Consider the following 19,637-nt stretch of genomic DNA (forward strand, 5'->3'; position numbering starts at 1 on the left):
AAACTTGGTGCAGTCAAGGCTCAAAACGATATCCGACGCCGCGCACGCTGTGAATGTGCCGCGGGCGCCAGGAGTTCTCTTCGAAAGCACGGCGCAGGGAGAGGATGACGTTGTCTACCACCCGGGTGTTGGGGTGGTTGGGGAGCTCCCACACCTCCGTCAACAGTTCCCGGCGGGTCACCGCCTGACCGGGCCGGCTGGTGAAGATCTTCATCACCGCCAGCTCCTTGTGGGAAAGCTCGACCAGGCCGTCGCGCGTCTGCGCCTGATAGCTCTGGAAGTCCACCCAGAAGTCGCCGAAAGCGAACCGGTCGCCTTCGCCCTCCGCCGGGTCGCTGGCACTCCAGGATCGCCGCCGCAGCAGCACCTCCACCCGCGCCAGCAGCTCGGCGAGATCGAAGGGCTTGACCACGTAGTCGTCAGCCCCCAGCTTGAGGCCATAGATCACGTCGTCCGGCTGACTGCGGGCGGTGAGCATCAGGATCGGAGTGAAGTTGCGTTCGTCCCGCAGTCGCCGGCAGACGTCGAAGCCGTCGACCTTGGGAAGGCGCACGTCGAGCAAGATCAGGTCGAAGCGGTCGGCGGCGGTGCGGTCGAGGGCTTCCTGGCCGTCCTTCGCCCACTCTACCCGGTAGCCTTTGAGTTCGAGATTGAGGATCACCCCTTCGGCGATCGCCTCCTCGTCTTCCACCACCAGCAGGCGGAAGGCCTCGTCGGATTCAGCGGTGGTCACGGGGTGGAGGCTCCGGAATTGGGTTCGGTCATCGGTAGCTCGATCACGAAGCGGGTGCCCGGCCGCCCCTCCTGGGAGTAGGCGCGGATTTCGCCGCCCATCTGTCGCACCAGCTGGGAGACGATCGACAAGCCTAGGCCGGTGCCTCCGCGCCTCCTGCCATCCCTCTGGCCATCCCGCGCCGCCTGATAGAAGCGGTCGAAGATCTTCGCCAGCTCCTTCTTGGGCACGCCAATGCCGTCATCTTCGACCTCGATCAGCACCACCGCTTCCTGATCCGTCACCCGGCAGCGTACCTCGCCGCCGCGGGCGGAGAAGCGTTCGGCGTTGTCGAGCAGATTGTCCATCACCCGGTGGAGGGCCTGCTCCGAGGCCATCACCGAGCTCGCCGAGGCGAGATGCGGGACCAATCGCACGCCGCGATGATCGAGGCGTTCCACGGTCTCTTCGAAGTAGGACGCAAAGAAGGCCGGGACGCGAACAGGCTCCAGTTGCGGTGGCTCGCGCCGCGCCAGGAGGCGGCTGCTCTCCAGCACGTTGTCCACTAGGTGGGCCATGCGATCGGACTGCTGGAGGATGCGCTTGAGGGAGCGTTCGGCCATCGCGCTGTCGAGATTCGGTTGGTCGCGCAAGGTTTGGGCGTGCACCTTGATGGCCGCCAGCGGCGATTTCATTTCGTGGGTGATGTTGGAGATGAATTCCTCCTGCTTGGCGGAGTAGCGCCGCGCCACCAGGGCCTGGACGAGTTGATAGGTCAGGCCGCCGATCAGGAGAGCGAACAAGACGCAGCCCAGGGTGAGCACAAACCAGTGGAAATTGTCCGTCGGTACCCCGACGCGGCTGCCCAACTCGTCGAGGCGGGTGCCGGAACGCACAATGTAGATCACCCAGAAAACCAGCAAGCCGATGGCCATCAACAGCGACAGGACATAGGCCGTGACGATGTGTGATGTGCGGCGACGGGTCATGGCGAGTCTCGGGGACGGTGTTGCGCCGCGATGCTATCCCGGCCGGCGGCCGGTACCACCCTCTCGATGCCGGAAACGGTGTCGGCCGGCAAGGGACTGACAGGGAAATGACGGTCTCGTGACGGCGCTTGACGGTACTCGCCGACATACTTCATCGCGGCATGAGGCCGAGGTGTCAACACCGGCAACACTGACCCATTCCGAGACGGAAGGATCCGGCGATGATCGAACCCGTGGCTGAACATCCCAAAATGCACCTGACCTGGCAGTCGATTCCCTTTTTTCTGGTCCACATCGCCTGTATCGCGGCGTTTTGGCTGCCGTTTTCCTGGGGTCTGGTGGCTTTCTGCTTCGGCATGTACTTCATCCGCATGTTCGCCATCACCGCCGGCTTCCACCGCTACTTCTCGCACCGCACCTTCAAAACCAGCCGGGCGTTTCAGTTCATCCTGGCGCTCCTCGGGACTCTGAGTCTGCAGAAGGGGCCGCTGTGGTGGGCCGCCCACCATCGCCACCATCACCGCCACTCGGATCGCCACGGAGACCTCCATTCGCCGGGTCTGCAGGGCTTTCTTTGGGCCCATGTCGGGTGGATTCTGACCACCGAGCACAACGCCACGGACTACGACCGGGTGCGCGACCTCGCCCAGTACCCGGAACTCGTCTGGCTCAACAAGTTTCACCTGGTGCCGGGAATCGTCGCCGGTATCCTGCTGGTGGCCTTCGGCGGCTGGGAGTGGCTGGTGTGGGGCCTGATCTCGACGGTCATCACCTGGCACGCGACCTTCGCTATCAACAGCCTGACGCACATGATCGGCCGCCGCCGCTACAAGACCAAGGACGACAGCCGCAATAGCTGGATCATGGCCTTGATCACCCTCGGCGAGGGCTGGCACAACAACCACCACTACTACAAGAGTTCCACCCGCCAGGGCTTCTTCTGGTGGGAGATCGACATCACCTACTACATCCTGCGCCTTCTCGCCCTGTTCGGCGTCGTGTGGAACCTGAAAGAGCCTTCCGCCAAGATCAAGGAAAGCAATCGGATCGACGGCCCGGAAGCGGTCGCCGTGCGTACCGAACCGGCGCGCTCGGTTTAGGACCGGATTTCACTCCGATGGGCCCGCGCCCGAGCGCGAAGGGCGAGGCAGCGGCGGAGCCGCTGAGGAAGGGGTGAGCTTGGAAAAGCTGAGCTTTTGCAGGCGAGGGGGCGCCGAGCCCCCTGGAATGAAGGACTAGCAGCGAAGCTGAAATCATGCGCGAAGCGCCTGTTCAGCAAGCTGCTAGTCGATGTAGCCCAGGGCCCGTAGGTTCTCGCGCAGCTCCGCGTCCTGGTCTGAGATGGTGCGGTCCGGCGCGCTTTCTTCCCCGACCCACTCGGCTTGCATCGTCGGCACGCCGGCGGCCTTCTCGCCTGGGTCGAGGGGACGCCACAGTTCTCGTTGCCAGGCCCAGGTGAGGGTGTTGGAAGAGCCGAGGTTGCGGGGATGGATGCGGGCTTCGCGCTTGGGACCTCCGGTGAGGGTCGTCACCCGCAGGGTGCCCTGCGGCACCACTTCCATCCGCAGGCGGCTGCGGCCGCCGGCGGGGAGGAGGATGTTCGCGGCCTCGGGCTCCGTCAGCCGGAGTTCGGCGCCGTTCAGGGCGACGGACTTGAGGCTGCTGGTGGTGATCATCGACCCTTCGAGGCGCAGGTGGAGAGGGGCGGCCGTGGGGTTGTTCAGGGTCAGCCAGAAGCCCGGCAGCTCGGAAAAGGTCGTCCGCAGTTCTTCCAGGGCTTCCGCTGGCGGCGGTGTCGGCGAGTCTTCGCTCGGATCCTGGCGCAGGTCGTAGGCCCGCGCCGCGCCCGCCACCGGCGGCCATACACTGTTGTCGTAGATCACCTTGAGGCGGTTGCGCAGGCGGAAGGACAGGCCGCGGTTGGTGTTGGCGGCGTAGCTCCAGGCCTTGGGCTCTGGCCCCGCCGGCCGGTCACCGCGCATCGAGGGGGCGAGGGACCGGCCGTCGAGGCCGGCGGGTCGAGGCAGGCCCAGGAGGTCCAACACCGTTGGGGCGAGATCGACGCTGCGCGCCTGGGCGGCGATCTTCTGGCCGGCGCCGACTCCGCTGGGCGCCGCGATGATCAGGGGTACCTTGAGGTTTTCGTCGTACAGGTAGGCGTGGCCGGCGAGGCCGTGCTCTCCCAGCATCTCTCCGTGATCCGAAGTCAGCACGATGAGCGCCGGTCCCAGGGCTTCGATGCGCTCGATGAACTCGCCGATGTAGTGGTCCATGTAGGCGACGGAGGAGTCGTAGAGGTCGCTGGAGATCCGAGCGAGATCTTCGCCCCCATCGGTGCGCAGCCGGTCGGCGCCGAAGGGCCGGTCGTCGGTCGCCGATTCGTCAAGGGGGCGCCCGGGCACCCGCCGGTCGACGAAGCCCTCCTCGGCCTCCGGCACACCGAATTCCGGCCGCGCCGTTCCCGGAGGGGGATAGCCGTGGAGCTGTTGGAACCAGGGTTGCCGCGGGCGGTAGGGGGCGTGGGTCTCGTAGGTGTGGAAGAACAAGAAAAAGGGCTCGGTAGCCATCTCGTCCAACGCCGCGTAGGCGCGGCCTAGGTTGACTTCCAGCTCCGGGGTGACCTCCTGTTGCGGTGCGCGGTAGTAGTCGAAGCGGTCGAAGCCCTGGGCCGTACCGTACTGCGGTACCAGAAAGCCCGCGGCGGTGACGGCGCGGGTTCGGTAGCCCGCCGAGCGCAGGGATTCGGCGAGGGTCTCGTAGCGGCCGGCGAGCGGTGCGTCGTGGTTGGCTCCATGATGCAGGGCGTTCACGCCGGTGAACATCGATGCGTGGCCCGGCAGGGTCCAGGGGGCCGAAGCGATGGTGTTCTCGAACAGGGTGGCGGCGCGTTCGGCCCAGGCGTCGAGGCGTGGCGTGGTCGGCAAGCGATACCCGTAGCTCGACAGCCGGTCCGCTCGCAGGGTATCGATGGAGATCAGCACCACATTGGGCGGGCGATCGCCCGCCAGCGGCCGCAAGATCTCGGGCGAGGCCCAGGCGGCGAGTCCAGCCGAGCGCACCCGTTCCGGCGATGCCCCGGTGACCGTGAAGGCCAACTTGCCGGCGCGGCCGGCTTCCGGCGCCAGGTCGATCTCCGCGCGATTCCAGCGGCCGGCTTCGCTCGCTTCTAGCTGGTGTTCGAAGAGCCGGCGCGCCGGCTCTCCCTCCGGATGCCAGGTGAGATCGATCCGGCAAGTTTCCGGATACTCCCGCGGCACGGACCAGGCGAAGCGCAAGCGGGCGCCTCGGGGGAGGGCGGCGACGGGTCGCTGCACCGGAATGTCCGGCACGGTGAGCCAGGAAGCGCGGGTATCGCCTTCGAGATCCAACTGCCAGGGGCGCGAGAGGGTGGCGGCGAGCAATTCGGGATCGGTGGAGGCGGTGGTCGCCTTCAGATGCCGGAGCAGCACGTTGCGCTGGGCGGGAGCCCCGATGCCGATGCGCAGTCGGCGGATGCGCCCCTCCCACAGCGGGTGCTCACGGAGGTCGAAGAACACGACCTGGCGGCGCTGCCGGGGGATCTCCGACGCCGGCACTCTAAGGCTGCGAGGCTGGGCGAACCCTTCGCCGTCCCGCGCCCAGTGGAGGGTGAAACTGGCCCCCTTGGTGCGGCCCGTCACCAGTTCGAAGGTGGCGAACTCCGAGGCCCTCAGGTCTACCCGCCGCTCGAGGGATTGGTAGTTCTTGGAGGCCGTCAGCGTCCGGCCGGCCGTCACGAAGCGATCGGATACATCCGTCAGCGGTGCCGTCCATTCCCGATCCTTCGCGAAGTCCCAGGATCGCACCTGCTCGATGCGCTCGAGGGATGACAAGTGGAAGACTCGAGCCGGCGGTTCCTCGATCAATCGCTGGGCGATCTGGTAGGAAGTCCGCGGGGAGTAGCCTCCTCCGCCACAGCCGAGGCTCAGCAGCAGAGCCGCCGCCAGCAGGGTCCTCAGCAAGGGGGGCATCAATCGATATAGCCCAGGGCTCTCAGCTCTTCTCGCAGAGCTTCGTCCTCTTGGGAGACGGCGCGATCGGCTTGCCGGCGCTCGCCGACCCATTCGGCGCGGAAGGTCGGTCCGTTCGCCGGCTCGGTGGCGTCGACGGCTTGCCAGCGATCTTCCAGCCAGGTCCAGGTGGCGGCGTCGATCGCCGAGGGGTTCAGGCGAAAGCTTGCGCCGGGCCGGTCAGCGGCCGGGGGCTTGCCGTCGACCAGTGCCCGGACGATCATCTCCCCCTGCGGCACCACCTCCACCCGCAGCACCGTCCGTCCGCTGCCGGGCAGGGCAATCCGAGCCCTTTCGGCTTCCGGTTGGCTCATGTTGGCGTTGCCGAGGGCGACGGACTTGAAACTGGCAGGGGTGACCAGCGGGCCCTGGATATCGAGGGTGAAAATCCGTTGGGTCGGATTCTCCAGGGTCAGCCACAGTCCGGGCAGGGCCTCGAAGCGTTGCCGCATGAGTTCGAGCGCCTCCGGCGGGGCTGGCAGAGGGTGCTCCTCGCGAGGATCCTTGCGCAGGTCGAAGGCCTTGGCTTTGCCGGCGGTGGGCGACCACACGCTGTTGTCGTAGATCACCTTCAGGCGGTTGCGCTGGCGGAAGCCAAAGCCGCGGTTGGTGCGCGAAGCATAGGCCCAGGCGCGCGGCGAATCCGCCGGGCGCCGACCCTCGAGATAGGGCCGCAGCGTGCGCCCGTCGAGGTCCTGGGACGGACGGATGCCGACGAGGTCCAAGATCGTCGCTACGATGTCCACCGAGCGCACCTGGTCGACCACCCGATCGCCGGCACCCAGGCCGTCCGGAGCGGCAATGATCAAGGGCACCCGGAGGTTCTCTTCGTACAGGCTGTCGTGGCCGGCCAGGCCGTGTTCTCCGAACAGTTCACCGTGGTCCGATGTGAAGACGACGACGGTGGGGCCGAGATCGTCGACGCGATCGAGCAGTTGTCCCACCAGGTTGTCCATGTAGGCGATGCCGGCGTCGTAGAGGTCGCTCGCCGCGGCGGTGACCTCCTCGCCTCCCTGCTGGCGCAGGCGTGGAACTCCGAAGGGCTGATCGCGCCGCGCCGCGGGATCCGGATCGTCGTCGTTGTCCGGCGGACGCAGTTCATCGGGTCGCGGCGGCGGCTGGCCGTGCAGGCGCTCGAACCACGGCTGCCGTGGACGGTAGGGGGCGTGGGTCTCGTAGGTGTGGAAGAAGAGAAAGAACGGCTCGCCGGCCATTTCGTCCAGGGCGTCGACGGCACGCTCCAGGTTGGTCTCGAGTTCCAGGGGCCGCTGCTCCGGGCTGTCGGGGGCGAAGTATTGGAAGCGGTCGAACCCCTGGGCGGTGCCGTACTGCGGGGTCAGGAAGCGGCCGGCGGTCACCGCTCGGGTGCGATAGCCGCCGCGGCGCAGAGCCTCCGCCAGGGTCTCGATTCCTGCCGCCAGAGGAGCGTCATGGTTGGTGCCGTGGCGGAACGGATCGAGACCGGTGAGCATCGACGAGTGAGACGGCAGGGTCCAGGGCGCTTGGGCGATGGCGTACTCGAAGACGACGCCCGAACGCGCCGCCCAGGCGTCGAGGCGTGGGCTGGTGGGCAAGCGGTAGCCGTAGGTCGACAGGCGGTCCGCCCGCAGGGTGTCGATCGAGATGAGCACCACGTTCGGTGGTCGCCGCGGAGCTTCGGCGGTCCAGATCTCCGGGGAGCCCCAGGCTGCCGGTCCGGCGGCGTCGACGACATCCCTGGGGGCGCCGGTCAGCCGGAAGGAAACTTTGCCGCCTTTGCCTTGCCAGCGGTCGAGATCGATCTCAAAGGGTTGCCAGGAGTCCGTCTCACCCTCGCCCAGAGGGTGCTCGGAGAGCACTTCGGAGGGTCCTCCTTCCGGCTGCCAGGAGATCTCTACTAGGGTGCCCGGGGGATATCCCTGCGGTATGGACCACGAACCGCGCAGCCGGGCGCCCGGCGGGAGCGCCGCCACCGACCGCTCGATCGGCAGGTCCGGCACCGCCAGCCAGGCGGAGCGCACGTCTCCGGCGAGATCGACCAGCCAGGGGCGGCCGAGGGCCGAGGCGAGCGCTTCAGGATCCGTCGTTGCCCGATTGGCGACCAACTCGCGCAGCAGGATGCGCTGTTGCGCCGGGGCGCCGATGGCGATGCGCAGTTTGCGGATCCGTCCGCGCCACGCGGGGTGGCCCCGCAGGTCGAAGATCGCGCTCTGGAACTGGTGCCGCTCAATGTCGCCGGAGGCCACCCGCAGGCTGCGTTCGCTCGAAAACCTCTCCCCGAGGCCGGCCCACTGCAGGGTGAAGGCGGCACCCTTGGTGCGACCCGTCGACAGTTCGAAGGCGTCGAAACGGGAGCTGTCGAAATGGACCGCTCTTTCGATAGTTTGGTACTCCCTGGAGGCTCGCACCTGGCGGCCGGCGGCGATACGGCGATCTTCGAGGTCCGAAAGAGGAGCCTTCCAGCGACTCCCGGGGGAATCCGGTTCGGCGGAGAAATCCCACCGTCGCTCGCCTTCCGTTCGGTACAGAGAACGGGGATGGAAGGGAAGCGGCGGTGGCGTCTCGATCAGCCGTTCGACGATCGGCATGCGATCTTCCGGCATCCCGAGGTCCGCTGCGGCCGGCCGAGGTTCCGATCCGGTGCAAGCGATGCTCAGGAGCAAGCCCGCCGCCAGCAGATGCTTGGTCATGATCGTTCTTATTCGGCTAGCTGAGGAAAGCGAAAGCAATCGGTGGTGTGGTCGTTGACCATCCCCACCGCCTGCATGAAGGCATAGCAGATGGTCGGGCCGACGAAGGTGAAGCCACGCTTCTTGAGGGCTTTGCTCAGCGCCTTGGACTCCACGGTCTCGACCGGCACCTCGGCGAGGCTGCGCCAGCGATTCTGCTTCGGCTCGCCACCGACGAAGTCCCACAGGAAGTCATCGAAGGAGCCCAGTTCCTCACGGAGGGCCAGGTAGGCGCGGGCGTTTTTTACCGTGCCCTGGACCTTGAGGCGGTTGCGGATGATGCGGGTATCCTCGAGCAGCGTTTCCACTTTGGCCTGATCGTAGCCGGCGATCACCTCGGCGTCGAAACCATCGAAGGCCTCGCGATAGCCCTCGCGTCGCTTGAGAATGGTGATCCACGACAGACCCGCCTGGGCGCCCTCGAGGATCAGCATCTCGAACAGGTGGGCGTCATCGTGCAGCGGCACGCCCCATTCTTCGTCGTGGTAGCGCTGGTAGATGGGCAGATCGCCGGCCCAGTCGCAGCGGATCAGGGAATCCGTCACGAGAGTTTCCGCGCCCGGGATCCGCCGCTCAGGATCGGGTTCTCGGCCAGGTAAATGTAGTCCGATCCGGGGTGCACCAGGAAGTCATCGGCAGGATTGAGGATGTCCTCGTCGCTGTTTGGAGCCCGCACCCCGACCAGCAGGCCGCCGGCTTCCTTGATCCGCCGGGACACTTCATCGAAGGGGGTGGGGCAAACGAGGCGGGGCTTGAGGGATCCAACAAACAAGCTGTGCGAGCCGATGGACGCCACTCGCGACAACACCGTCGCCGTTCCCGGCTGGGCAATGGCGTGGGAGAGCAGCGAGAAACCTAGGCGGGTCGTTTCGATCACCTCGTCGGCGCCGGCCGTCAGGGCGTGTTCGACGTTCTCCTCGTCCAGAATTTCGGCGACGATGTAGAGCGGTTGCTTGCGCCTGTTCTCCACCCCCTGGCGGGCCAGGAAGCGGCGTAGGGTGAAGGCCGTCAAGATGGTGGCGGCGTCCGCGTGCTGTGGGGTGACCTCACGGGAGGCGACCAGCAGGGCCGCCCGAGCGTGGGTCAGGCGCACCTTGCCCAGTTCGCTTTCCTTGGTGGGGTTGCCCTCCACCCACATGAACTCCGGCGGCACATCCTCCGGGCGCTCACCGCGCGCGAACAGCACAATGTTTTCCTGACTCGGGTCGAACTCCTGGCGCACCGCGTCGAGCAGCATGCCCGCGCCGGCGTCGTATCCGCAGATCACCAAATGGTCGATATAGCCGCTCATCCGAAACTGCTCCTCCCGAATGCCGAAGACCGACGTCAACAGCGTGCGCCCGACGATACCGGCGAACAGGGCCAAGTTGAACATACCCGCGATCATCAACACGCTGCCGACCACCCGGCCGAGACTGGTCACCGGGCTGATGTCACCGAATCCCACCGTGGTGAGGGTCACCAGCGCCCACCAGATGCCGTCGCCCACGCTCCTGAGATTCTTGTTGAGGTCGGCCTCGACGAGATAGAGGGAAAGGCCTCCGACCAGCACGGACACGCCTAGGATGGAAAAGGCGAAGGCGAACAGCAGAAGATTGTCCCGAAAGGCCCGTTCCAGGCCCCCGAAGGGGTTTTTGTAGCGAAAGATGCGTGAGGTCCGAAACAGCCGAAAGAGCCGCAGGACGCGCAGCCCGCGCAGGGCCGGAACCAGCGCCGCCACGGTCAAGATGTCCACCAGGATCAGCGGCCGCATCATGTAGCGCAGGCGCCCGAAGAGATGGGCCCGCAGCCGGCCGACAAACCCTCGGTCGAAAAAGTCGACCCCCGCGGGCCGGAAGCTGGCGACCCGGAGCACCAGTTCCACGGCGAAGACGAGCAGTACCAGTCGGTCGACGTAGACCAGCGATGCGTTTTTGGGGAAGGCCAGAACCTCCACTACCAAGAGCCCGATGGACAGCGCGATCAACACCCAGATGGCGCCCTGGACGATCCGGTAGATCCGAGTGTCGGGCCGATGAAAGGCGGCGCGCACCCCCTGCCATGGAGAGGACATCGGCGGGCAGCCTATCAGGCGAAGGGGCCGGCGACGGGTCCTTCGCGGCAGCCGTGTTTTAGGCGGCAGGGAGGGGCCCTGAAAACAACCGCCGGCAGAGCCGCTGAAAGGACAAGGCGAAGCCCTTTCTCAGCAATCTGCTAGCTCTTGGAGGGCTTCGGCGCCGGCGGGATGACCACCGGAAAGGGTGTGACCTCGCCGCCGTCACTCTCCGCCCGGGTGATACGCGAGGTGCCCTTGCGCTCGACTTCGTCGATGCGGATGACCGCGTGCATCGGAACGTGAAATCGCCGCACGCCGTCGAACTCCGTCTTGAGCTTCTCTTCGGACGGATCCAGCACCACCGAAGAGCGTTCTCCGAACAGCAACTCCTCGACCTCGACGAACCCGTACAGGCCGCCCTGGGAAACGTGCCGGGCATACACCTCGTAAACGTTGCCCTGGTTGTGGAAGACCACGCGGTAGATGGATTCGGTTGTCACGGATCGGCAGACCGGAATTTCGCTGGCAGGAGCCAGGAGAATACCACGTCGGTGACGTCGATCAGGGGCCGCGCGGCATCCCGAAGCGGAAGGAATGCTCGGTCAGCAGTTCCTCCTCGTTGCCTTTGACGCCGAGGACCCGCAGCTTGTGAAAGCCGGGACGCAGATCTTCGGTGGGAAAGGAGACTCCGGTGTTCTGGGGGTTCTCGTCGGGAATCTCGATCTGTGCCACCCTTTGACCGCTCGCATCGACCAGTTCGACTCGATAGGTCGGGAAGGTCGGCGCATCGGCACTCCAGTACAGAGTGACGTGCCACAACGATTGGCGGGGGAGAGGGAAGTCCCCGATCCCGCGCAGGTTGTCTCCGATCAGAATCTCGGGACCGGTATCGGTCAGAGCGATTTCCGTCGTGGGATCGCTCCTCAATTGCAACGAGACCACCCAGGCGCCGAGGGCGACGAGCCCCGCCAGGGCGGCGGCTAGCGGCAGGCGGGTCCGCCTCCGGGCTCGTGCCAGGAGGCGTTCGCGGTCGGCGTCCGGACCCTCGCGGATCCAGTCCCGGTAGGCCGTTTCCTCGTCGATGTCGAGCCGTTCGGGGTGCTCCGAGTCCGCACCGTGGAGAACTTCCAGGGCTTGCCCGCGCCTGATGTCGTCGATTTGGCCGACCCCCTGCCCTTCGCTGAGCTGACGCCGATCCAACCACAGAGGCACGGCGCAGCGCAGCACCAGCGGGGCCTGACCTTCCGTCGGCGGGCAGGGCACGTCGCGGCTACCGACCTGCCGGCGGTGATCCGCCGGCACCGCCAGGAAGCGATCCGCGTCCACCGGATCTCGCTGGATCAATACGAAGAAACTGTCGACCGAGGCAAGCGCCCAAATGGCCCCCGGCTTCGGCGACCCCTGTGGATCGGGCAGGGCGCTTCGAGCGGCGAGAGCCGCTGAGCGGCTTTCTTGCGCCAGCCGTTCCAGCAGAGATGAGTCGTCGGCCATCGTTCTATAGAGCGTCTTTTTTAAGAATCGTCGTTTAACTTTCAGATTTCATAAACTTCTTTTTATTCTCTGCACGACTCCGCGAAGCGTTGCAGAATCTGGATCAGCCGCTTCACCCGATCCCGGTGTATCCCGAGCATTTCCGCCAGCCTCCGCTGGCTCGGTGGACGTTCCGGGGAGCCTCTCCAGCCTACCGGGAGGTCCCCTCCTGCCCAGGCACTGTGGATGCGCCAGAGGTCGAGCAGGTCCGCCTTTTGAGCTTCGTCGCCGCCGTCTCGCGCGATCCATTCTGTTACGCAGTCTACGAAACGTTCAAAGCGATCGTCTGCGAGGGGGTCCGAAAGGGTCCGATCGGTCACCCCTTCGAGAGTGCTTTGAAGAGCCTTCGAGTCACTGATCATGCGACTCCAGCGCTGCCGAGCGTCCGTTTTCAGGGGTCCGAGCACGTCTCCCAGGGTAAACCTGTCGACCGGCAGTTCCGCGAGGCGGCGACAGAGGAAATTCACCGCTGCGGTCTTGCGCTGACCGCGGCCGACGACGAAAGCGGTCAACAGTTCGTCGTTCCAGGTAGCGACTTCGGAGGCCAGCGAGAATCCCGGGGAGGGAACTCCCGGCCGTTGCGGAATCAGCAGCGTGTCGGCGCTGACCCGGGTTGTCGCTTTGGGGGTCTCGAGGGCACCGCTGTCCAGGCATTCTCTGACGGCGCCGCGCAGAATGTCGAATAAGCGGTAGCCGATCGGATCGTGTTTCCGCTGAAGTTCGAAGAGAAAATGGCCGATATTCTTGTGGACCAGTCCCGAAAGATCCGGCTTGACCTGGAGTTGCCTCTGTAGTGCCTCCATGCGGTGGACGAAGATATAGCTAAAGGCCTTGGCTGCGAGCTCCTTCACCGCCTGCCGGTTCCAGGTCGGATGCCCGACGATGCCGAGGTAGGACGGTCGGGCCTGGGTCAGTCCTCGGCGTCGCAGTGCGCTCCACAGGGCAGTGCGCAGTGCCACCATCGCCCCATGCACTTCGGTCGCGGAAGGGGCACGCTCGTTACAGATCTCAACGTAGCGAGTAAAGGGGCCGCCTCGACCCTGGAATCGCTTTTCAGTCATCTAGCAGCCCATGGCACTCCGGGGGAGCACCTGAGAGCGTTCGAAGATTCTAGTGTTTCGCAATATGGATATATTAGACCACAAGTTCCCCTGGGCCTATCGATCACTTTATTTTATTTAATTATAATAAATATTATCATATAAACACAGATTGACTGCTCCGACCGGATGGTTGCAGGTGTCCCCTCAGTCCTATGAGGGAGAGAATCGGGCAAAAAGAGGATACAGCGGTTGTTTGACTCGCTAGGCCCTGCCGTGGATCATGGGTCCCCAAGGGGGATGCGATGGATTTGACGGACAAGACTGCGCTGGTGACCGGAGCCGCCCACCGCTTGGGCAAGGTCTTCGCGTTGGCGCTGGCGCGCCGCGGAGCGAATATCGCCGTGCACTACGGTGGTTCCCGCGATGCCGCCCGCCGTACCGTGGAAGAGATCGCGGCGTTGGGGGTGCGGGTAGAGCCCTTTCAGGCGGATCTGGCCGAGCGGGAGGCGCCGCGGGAGCTGATCGATGCGGTGGTCGGGCGCTTCGGGCGCCTCGACGTGCTGGTCAACAGCGCGGCGAGCTTCGAGAGTGCTCCTTTCGCGGAAATCACCCCGGATGCCTGGGAGCGGGTGATGGCGGTCAATTTGCGGGCGCCGTTCTTTCTCACCCAAGCGGCGGTTGCGCGGATGGCCGAAGTGGATCGGCCGGCGGACCAGCCGGCGGCGGTGATCAATGTCTCCGACCTGAGCGGCGTTGCGGCCTGGCGCGAGTATGCTCACCATGGGGTGAGCAAGGCCGGCTTGGTGCACTGGACCCGACTGGCGGCCCGCGAGTTGGCGCCGGCGGTGCGGGTGAACGCGCTGATTCCGGGCCTGATCTTGCCGCCGCCGGGGATGGACGAGGAGAGCGATGCCTGGGAAGCGATGGCACACGGGGTGCCTCTCCAGCGCTCCGGGGATCCGCGGCGGCTCGGTGAGGCGGTGGTCTTCTTGGTGGAAAACGACTTCGTCACCGGCCATGTGCTTCCCGTCGACGGCGGCGAGCTGTTGGCGGGTCCGGTGAATCATTGACCGTTCCGTCGATCACCAACCGACGGTGAGGGGGATGGCGTGGCGCAAGACAAGATTTTCATCAACGACCTGCTGGTGCGCGGGATCCTCGGTCTCAACGATTGGGAACGGGTCAAAAAGCAGGACATTCTGATCAACCTCGAGCTGACCTTCGACACCCGCCGTGCCGGCCGCGACGACGATGTCGCGCACACCCTCAACTACCGCACCCTCGCCAAGGCGGTGATTGCCTATGTCGAGGATTCTTCGCATCTGCTGGTCGAGACCCTGGTGGCGGAGGTGGCCCGCATCTGCGTGGTGGACCACGGCGCCGAAGCGGCCCGGGTGAGGATCGAGAAACCCGGTGCTCTGCGCTTTGCGCGCTCCGTGGGGGTGGAGATCGAGCGCCATCGGGAAGACTTCGGATCGTGAGTCCTTGACCGGCGGCGGAGCCCGCGAAAAGACCGTACTCTCGGCGGGCGGCGAGAAGGTCTTGGTCGCCCTCGGCTCGAACATCGAGCCGGAGCGCTACCTGCCGACGACGATCTTGCGGCTGCGGCAACGATTCCCGGATCTTGCGGTTTCGCCGGTGTACTCCTCCCAACCGGTTGGGACGTCCGGCCCCGAGTTTCACAATGCGGCCGTCTGTTTCCGTACTCGGCTCTCTCCGGAAAAACTGAAGTTCGATGTGCTTCGGCCTCTCGAAGCCGATTTCGGCCGGGTGCGCTGTGACGATCGCAACGCTCCGCGGACGATCGATCTGGATATCGCGTTCTTCGGGGACCGGGTGATCGACGATCGATCCAAGCGTCTGCGAATTCCGGATCCGGAGGTCCTGCGCTATGCCCACCTGGCCGTTCCCTTGGCGGATCTCGAGCCATGTTTGCGCCATCCGGTGGACGGCCGTGCCTTGGCGGAGATCGCGGAGCCTTTTCGCCGTGCCGGTGGATTGGTTCTCGTCAGCGGATAGTTGATGGCCGGGTGGTCGAGGGCGGGCCGTCCGGGACCGCGTGGGGCTGCTTGAACTTTGATGGATCTGCCCTGCGCTCCGCGAGCGCAGACCGATGTTGGACTCCCTCTGCCGGTGCGTGCGCTCGCGGAGAGCTCCCGGTCGACCCGCCCTCGACCACCCTCCAGTTCCCCCATTCCCAAATAGAGTTCGGATTCTCGGTATTTGGACCCGTGTGGTCCCAGGTACTCGTTCGGTCCGTTTTTCAGTCCGTCAGGCTTGTTGGGTGCGAGTGGGCCTCAGAAGTTGATGCCGATTTTTCGGTAGGGGATGGCACAACGCGGAGCGGGGGGAAGGCCACCCGGGAGCTCGACGCGAGCGTTCAGTACAACTAGTGGAGGGCAACTGGGTTTGCGCTCGCGGCGCGCAGCGCGGGGCCTGGCCGCCAAAATCGTAAAGCCCCGCGCGGTCCTGGGTGGCCTTCCCCCCGCTTCGCCGCTTCTCAACGAAGAAGAAGATTCACTTGAGGCCGCGCCGGTACTCTCGAAGTGCTTTCCAGAGGTCTCCGACAGTCGCCGGAGCGTGGCCGCAGTCTCGGTTGGCCGCTCCGATTTCGAACGCCAGGCGCCACTGTTGGCGGAGGATTTTCCAGCCTTGGAAAACGGAGTACCGGGGGTCGTAGATGTTGGTCGCTTCGGAGGTTACGCCGTTCAGTTCGATGACCCGCAAGGGGCCGCCGGCGGCAAAGGCTTCGAAGCTCTCCGCCCGCAAGTCGTAGCGGCCGAAATGAAAGCCTTCGAAGGTTCGGCTGATGCGGTCGATCTCTCGCTCGAGGGCGGCTGTCTTGAGGCGCTCGCCGTCGAGGAAGATGGCGCCGCGGCAGTGGGTGCCCAGTTCGACCAGCGGGTTCCGCTCGCCGGCTGCTGGGATGCGGTCCAGCTCGGCGCGGTGCAATTCCAGGTAGTGATCGGCCATGGCGACGGCTCGTGGGTCCGCCAGGATCAGGCGCTCCAAAGTCGCATGGCCGTCACCGGTGACCGCCGGCATGCGCTTCTCGGTGATGGCGAAGAGGAAGCCCTCGGGCTCGTCCGGTCGTCGCACGTAGAACGCGCCGATCTCCTCGCCCGGCACATATTCCTGCACCACTAGGTCGCCGGTGGCTTCGGTGAGGTAGACGCGCAGTTCCTCTGCTGATCGCACCACGGCGACGCCGGCGCCGCGCTGGCCGGCGTCCGGCTTGAGGACCACCGGCAGGCGGAGGTCGTGGTCCTCCAGGAAAGCCCGCACCGCCCGTTCCCGTTCGGCGAAGGGAAGGGCCGCGGGCAGCCGGCGCCAGGCGGGCAGGGCGTCGCCGGCGCCGGCCAGCCCCGCGAGGATCTGAGCCTTCGACTCGCCGATGAAGCCACCGGTGGGGATGGCGGGGTTGGCGGCGGTGAAGACGGCCAGGCCGCGGTGCTTGATTCCCAACCACAGGACGTAGAGGACGATCGGCGGATAGAACAGCCAGGGTGGCCAGAACTCCCAGCGAGTCCAGCGGCGCCAGGCGCCGAGCAGCCGGCGCCGTCCGGACCAGGTGGCGATCGGCAGCAGCAGCTTGCGCAGGAGGATCATACCGGCCAAAAGGAGGAGAAGCGCCGGCCAGATACCGCGGCCGATGCGCTCCAGGGCGGCCTGGCCGACGGTGGCCGAGAGGGCGATCAGCAGGGGAGTCCAGATCGCCACCGCCAGGAAGAAGTAACCGGCGAAGAACCAGAACCGGGTGCGCAGGGCACCGGCGGCGAAATAGGTGGGGAGCCGGGCGCCGGGGAGGAAGCGGCTCAAGAAGATCACCGCTGCTCCCCGCCGCTCGAACCAGGCGGAGCTGCGCTCGACATCCCGCTCGGAGATCCACCAGCGGAGCGGCGGTAGGGCCAGGGCCGGCCGGCCGAGGAAGCGCCCCGCCGCGAACAGCAGAAGGTCGCCGATGTAGATGCCGGTGAAGCAGGCCAGCGCCGCCGGCAGAAAGCCCAGCCGCCCGTCCGCCACCAGCAGGCCGGCGCCGAGGGTGGTGAGGTCTTCGCTGACCAGAGTGGCGAGGGCGAGGAGGAGCATGATCACCAGGCGGGTGAGGCCGGTCCACGGCGGGATCTCGCGGGGATCGAAGGGCTCGTTGGCGCGCGCCCGGCGCACGGGCGAAGCGTCGTCGTCGGTGGCGGCGGTGCCGGCATCCACCCGGCCGAGAAATTCGCCGATGCGGGGCGCCACGTCCGGCCGACCGGTGAAGACGAAGAAGTGGCTGGCGTCGAGCATTTCCATTTCGCTGTGGGGTACCAGGCGATGGTGCTCGGTGGCGACTTCCGGCCGCACCAGCGGATCGCGTCGCCCGTGGACGATCAGGGTGGGAACGGTCAGGGTCTTGAGGGCCGCCCGCAGGGGGCGCTGGTCTGTGTCGTAGAAGTTGCGGGCGTATTCGTAGCCGAGGGGGAAGCGGTCGAGCAGGCCGAAGTGGGGTAGCAGGTGACGGGCCGCCTGAATCGCCACCACCTGCAGGCCGTGGACCGCGTGGTTGAGGTGATAGTCGCCGAGCAACTCCAGCTCCTGTACCCCGATCGCTCCCATCAGAGTGATCGAGGCCACCCGCTCCGGAGCGCTGCGCCAGATTTCGAGGGCGCTGCCGCCGCCCATGCTGAAACCCACCAGGTGGACCTTCTCCAAGGCCAGGTGATCGAGGAGGCCGAGCACCGCCTCGCCTTGGGTGACGATCGAGTAGTCCGCCAGTTTCTTCTCGGAATCTCCGAACCCCGGCAGGTCCGGGGCGACCACCCGCCGGTCGGCCGCCAAGGTGGGGCCGAGAAGGTCGAAGTCGTGGTGGCTGCCGGGGCTACCGTGGAGCAGGACCAGCGGCAGGGAATCCGATCCGTCCCCGGCGGAAGGCGTGGAGCTCGCTTCCCATTCCCGCCAGGCGATCTCCACCACTTCGCCGGCCGCCGCCACCGGTACCCGCGGCAGAGTGGGGGGCGGAGCTTCGACCGCCGCTCGCCAGCGCACGACGCTGGAGGCGGCCACCAGGATCAGGTAGGTGGCGAGGACGAGCCACCGGCGGCGGAGCCGCATGGAGGTCTCGCTCAGACGCGTCGGACGCCGGTTCCCTGGCGCCGTTCATGCTCAAGGGTAGAGGGTGCGACGCCGAAGTCGCTCGTCGGCTCGATTCCCTGCAGGCGCAGCTGGGCGGCGATCAGGGCGTAGTGGTGGGTCGTGTGGCTGCACAAGAACTGGAGCTCGCGGCGCACCGTCGAGCGGCCGAGGGGGGCGTCCGGCGCCTCGAAGGCGCGATCGAGGGAAACCCGTACCGGGCGCTCGGCGAGGTCCGCCGGCAGTTCCTCCAGGCGGGCCTTGAGGGCGGCGATCAATCCCATGGCGTAGGAGCGGTCTTGCTGAATGCGCTCGTCCCGACGGCGCGCGTCATAGTCGATCTCACCTTCCGCTAGGCCGTCGAGGAAGCACATATAGAAATCCAGGCAGTGGCGCAGGTGGCCGCCGACGGTTCCCATCGGCACCGGGGGGGGGGCGACGTAGGCTTCGTCCTCGATCTGCGCGAGGAGTTCTTCGCCCTGGGTAAGAAGGGCCACGTTGCCCGTCATCCACCGGCTGTCGCCGGCCTGCGAGCGGTCTTTGTGTGATTCGTTCGCCGTCATCCTTCTCTTCCCATCCCCTTAGAATTCACATTCGACACGCAAGACTACATGGCATCGGTCCGCCTCGCCAGAAAAGCCCGATGGCAGGCCGTGGGTCATCCTTCGAAAAACAGGCGGTAGGTTCTCGGATCCATTCCCTGGACATCGAACAGCACGAAGAAGTCGATGGTCCGAAAGGCGCGGTCAATGGCCGGCGCTCCGCAGACCTTCGACCCGTACCGCAAATACGTTTTGAACAGCGCCGGCAGATCCACCGGGCCCGCCTCTTCCATCGCCGAGGGGGCTACGACGCCTTCGTCGCATTCGAGACCGGCCTGCGGCGGGATCTCGATCTCCGGGTGCATGTGCCCTTCCCGTTCGAGGTAGCGGAGCACCCGGAGTCCTTCGGCACCGTCCTGGCTGTTCAGGGAGCAGCAGCCGAAGAGAAAACGCTTGTCGTTGGTCAAAAGGTAGCGGGCGAGACCCTTCCACAGGAGAAACAGCACCTGCCGGTTGCGGTGCTCGCGGGAGATGCAGGCGCGGCCGATCTCGATCGCCCGATCCATCACCGCCGGGGGCAGGGCGGTGAGATCGAACTCGCCGTGCGAGTAAAAACCATCGCCGCTTTCCGCCATCGCCGCCGTTTGAATGCGGTAGGTGCCGATGATGGTGTGGGTCGGTTCGTGCTCGACCAGCAGGTGGTGACACTGGCGATCGAAGGGATCTTCGTCCCGGCCGGTGGCGTCCGATTCCTCCAGGCCTTCGCCGAGCTCCAGGTTGAACACCCGATAGCGCAACCGCAGGATGGTGTCGAGTTCGTCTTGGGTGGTGGCGAATCGCACCCGGTAGCTGCCGTACTGGATGAGGCCGGTGGGCAGACCCTCCGGATGGGGAGGGTAAGCATTGTGCGGGCGGCCGCCCTTTTTCTCCGTCAGCATGGT

The 19,637-nt window shown here is 66.0% G+C and carries 16 protein-coding genes; 4 read left to right on the forward strand and 12 right to left on the reverse strand.

Features of this window, described 5'->3' with window-relative positions; translation table 11 throughout:
• Nucleotides 1-13: 13 nt before the first annotated feature.
• Nucleotides 14-733, reverse strand: coding sequence for a response regulator transcription factor (locus AAF481_07180; protein ID MEM7480941.1), 720 nt, complete (start codon nucleotides 731-733; stop codon nucleotides 14-16).
• Nucleotides 730-1,701, reverse strand: coding sequence for a HAMP domain-containing sensor histidine kinase (locus AAF481_07185; GenBank protein MEM7480942.1), 972 nt, complete (start codon nucleotides 1,699-1,701; stop codon nucleotides 730-732). The genes AAF481_07180 and AAF481_07185 overlap by 4 nt, the downstream gene beginning before the upstream one ends.
• Nucleotides 1,702-1,922: 221 nt before the next feature.
• Here AAF481_07185 and AAF481_07190 point away from each other — a divergent pair, with 221 nt between their 5' ends.
• Entirely contained in the window at nucleotides 1,923-2,801 is an 879-nt protein-coding gene (locus tag AAF481_07190) for a fatty acid desaturase (protein MEM7480943.1), read from the forward strand.
• Nucleotides 2,802-2,984: 183 nt separating this feature from the next.
• Here AAF481_07190 and AAF481_07195 read toward each other — a convergent pair whose 3' ends face one another.
• The 7 genes from AAF481_07195 to AAF481_07225 all read right to left on the reverse strand — a co-directional run bounded on the left by AAF481_07195 (nucleotide 2,985) and on the right by AAF481_07225 (nucleotide 13,063).
• On the reverse strand, nucleotides 2,985-5,690 hold the full coding sequence (locus AAF481_07195) for a sulfatase (protein ID MEM7480944.1): 2,706 nt from the start codon (nucleotides 5,688-5,690) through the stop codon (nucleotides 2,985-2,987).
• Nucleotides 5,690-8,398 (reverse strand): sulfatase, encoded by a 2,709-nt coding sequence (locus tag AAF481_07200; protein MEM7480945.1) that lies wholly within the window; start codon nucleotides 8,396-8,398, stop codon nucleotides 5,690-5,692. Before AAF481_07200 ends, AAF481_07195 begins: the two co-directional genes overlap by 1 nt.
• An 8-nt stretch (nucleotides 8,399-8,406) precedes the next feature.
• Nucleotides 8,407-8,982, reverse strand: coding sequence for a DNA-3-methyladenine glycosylase I (locus AAF481_07205; protein ID MEM7480946.1), 576 nt, complete (start codon nucleotides 8,980-8,982; stop codon nucleotides 8,407-8,409).
• A complete protein-coding gene (locus AAF481_07210; protein MEM7480947.1) occupies nucleotides 8,979-10,490 on the reverse strand; it encodes an ion transporter in 1,512 nt (503 codons plus the stop codon). The genes AAF481_07205 and AAF481_07210 overlap by 4 nt, the downstream gene beginning before the upstream one ends.
• A gap of 140 nt (nucleotides 10,491-10,630) precedes the next feature.
• Complete coding sequence (locus tag AAF481_07215; GenBank protein MEM7480948.1) at nucleotides 10,631-10,972, reverse strand: DUF1820 family protein; 342 nt, start codon at nucleotides 10,970-10,972, stop codon at nucleotides 10,631-10,633.
• Nucleotides 10,973-11,033: 61 nt separating this feature from the next.
• Nucleotides 11,034-11,963, reverse strand: coding sequence for a hypothetical protein (locus AAF481_07220; protein MEM7480949.1), 930 nt, complete (start codon nucleotides 11,961-11,963; stop codon nucleotides 11,034-11,036).
• 62 nt (nucleotides 11,964-12,025) lie between these two features.
• Nucleotides 12,026-13,063 carry a hypothetical protein gene (locus AAF481_07225; protein MEM7480950.1) on the reverse strand — a complete coding sequence of 346 codons (1,038 nt, stop codon included), beginning with the start codon at nucleotides 13,061-13,063 and terminating at the stop codon, nucleotides 12,026-12,028.
• Nucleotides 13,064-13,353: 290 nt separating this feature from the next.
• Between AAF481_07225 and AAF481_07230 the strand changes: the two genes are divergently transcribed.
• From AAF481_07230 to folK, 3 genes are read left to right on the forward strand one after another with little or no spacing between them, the layout of a single operon-like run.
• A complete protein-coding gene (locus AAF481_07230; protein MEM7480951.1) occupies nucleotides 13,354-14,115 on the forward strand; it encodes an SDR family oxidoreductase in 762 nt (253 codons plus the stop codon).
• A gap of 39 nt (nucleotides 14,116-14,154) precedes the next feature.
• Entirely contained in the window at nucleotides 14,155-14,526 is a 372-nt protein-coding gene (folB, locus tag AAF481_07235) for a dihydroneopterin aldolase (protein ID MEM7480952.1), read from the forward strand.
• Nucleotides 14,527-14,530: 4 nt separating this feature from the next.
• The gene (gene folK, locus AAF481_07240) at nucleotides 14,531-15,064 is read left to right on the forward strand and encodes a 2-amino-4-hydroxy-6-hydroxymethyldihydropteridine diphosphokinase (GenBank protein MEM7480953.1); all 534 of its coding nucleotides are present in this window, start codon (nucleotides 14,531-14,533) and stop codon (nucleotides 15,062-15,064) included.
• 498 nt (nucleotides 15,065-15,562) lie between these two features.
• Here folK and AAF481_07245 read toward each other — a convergent pair whose 3' ends face one another.
• The 3 genes from AAF481_07245 to AAF481_07255 form a co-directional block, all read right to left on the reverse strand.
• Nucleotides 15,563-18,136 carry an alpha/beta fold hydrolase gene (locus AAF481_07245; protein ID MEM7480954.1) on the reverse strand — a complete coding sequence of 858 codons (2,574 nt, stop codon included), beginning with the start codon at nucleotides 18,134-18,136 and terminating at the stop codon, nucleotides 15,563-15,565.
• A gap of 11 nt (nucleotides 18,137-18,147) precedes the next feature.
• A complete protein-coding gene (locus AAF481_07250; protein MEM7480955.1) occupies nucleotides 18,148-18,717 on the reverse strand; it encodes a DinB family protein in 570 nt (189 codons plus the stop codon).
• Between the two features lie 95 nt (nucleotides 18,718-18,812).
• Entirely contained in the window at nucleotides 18,813-19,634 is an 822-nt protein-coding gene (locus tag AAF481_07255; GenBank protein ID MEM7480956.1) for a GNAT family N-acyltransferase, read from the reverse strand.
• Between the last annotated feature and the right edge of the window lie 3 nt (nucleotides 19,635-19,637).

It is taken from the genome of Acidobacteriota bacterium (assembly GCA_039030395.1).
GTDB lineage: Bacteria > Acidobacteriota > Thermoanaerobaculia > Multivoradales > JBCCEF01 > JBCCEF01.

What these genes read in the sequence shown, in the direction of transcription:
- AAF481_07195 (MEM7480944.1), bottom strand. Translation starts at nt 5,690, where the DNA reads ATGCCCCCCTTGCTGAGGACCCTGCTGGCGGCGGCTCTGCTGCTGAGC.
- AAF481_07210 (MEM7480947.1), bottom strand. Translation starts at nt 10,490, where the DNA reads ATGTCCTCTCCATGGCAGGGGGTGCGCGCCGCCTTTCATCGGCCCGAC.
- AAF481_07190 (MEM7480943.1), top strand. Translation starts at nt 1,923, where the DNA reads ATGATCGAACCCGTGGCTGAACATCCCAAAATGCACCTGACCTGGCAG.
- AAF481_07250 (MEM7480955.1), bottom strand. Translation starts at nt 18,717, where the DNA reads ATGACGGCGAACGAATCACACAAAGACCGCTCGCAGGCCGGCGACAGC.
- AAF481_07200 (MEM7480945.1), bottom strand. Translation starts at nt 8,398, where the DNA reads ATGACCAAGCATCTGCTGGCGGCGGGCTTGCTCCTGAGCATCGCTTGC.
- AAF481_07185 (MEM7480942.1), bottom strand. Translation starts at nt 1,701, where the DNA reads ATGACCCGTCGCCGCACATCACACATCGTCACGGCCTATGTCCTGTCG.
- AAF481_07245 (MEM7480954.1), bottom strand. Translation starts at nt 18,136, where the DNA reads ATGCGGCTCCGCCGCCGGTGGCTCGTCCTCGCCACCTACCTGATCCTG.
- AAF481_07225 (MEM7480950.1), bottom strand. Translation starts at nt 13,063, where the DNA reads ATGACTGAAAAGCGATTCCAGGGTCGAGGCGGCCCCTTTACTCGCTAC.
- AAF481_07255 (MEM7480956.1), bottom strand. Translation starts at nt 19,634, where the DNA reads ATGCTGACGGAGAAAAAGGGCGGCCGCCCGCACAATGCTTACCCTCCC.
- AAF481_07220 (MEM7480949.1), bottom strand. Translation starts at nt 11,963, where the DNA reads ATGGCCGACGACTCATCTCTGCTGGAACGGCTGGCGCAAGAAAGCCGC.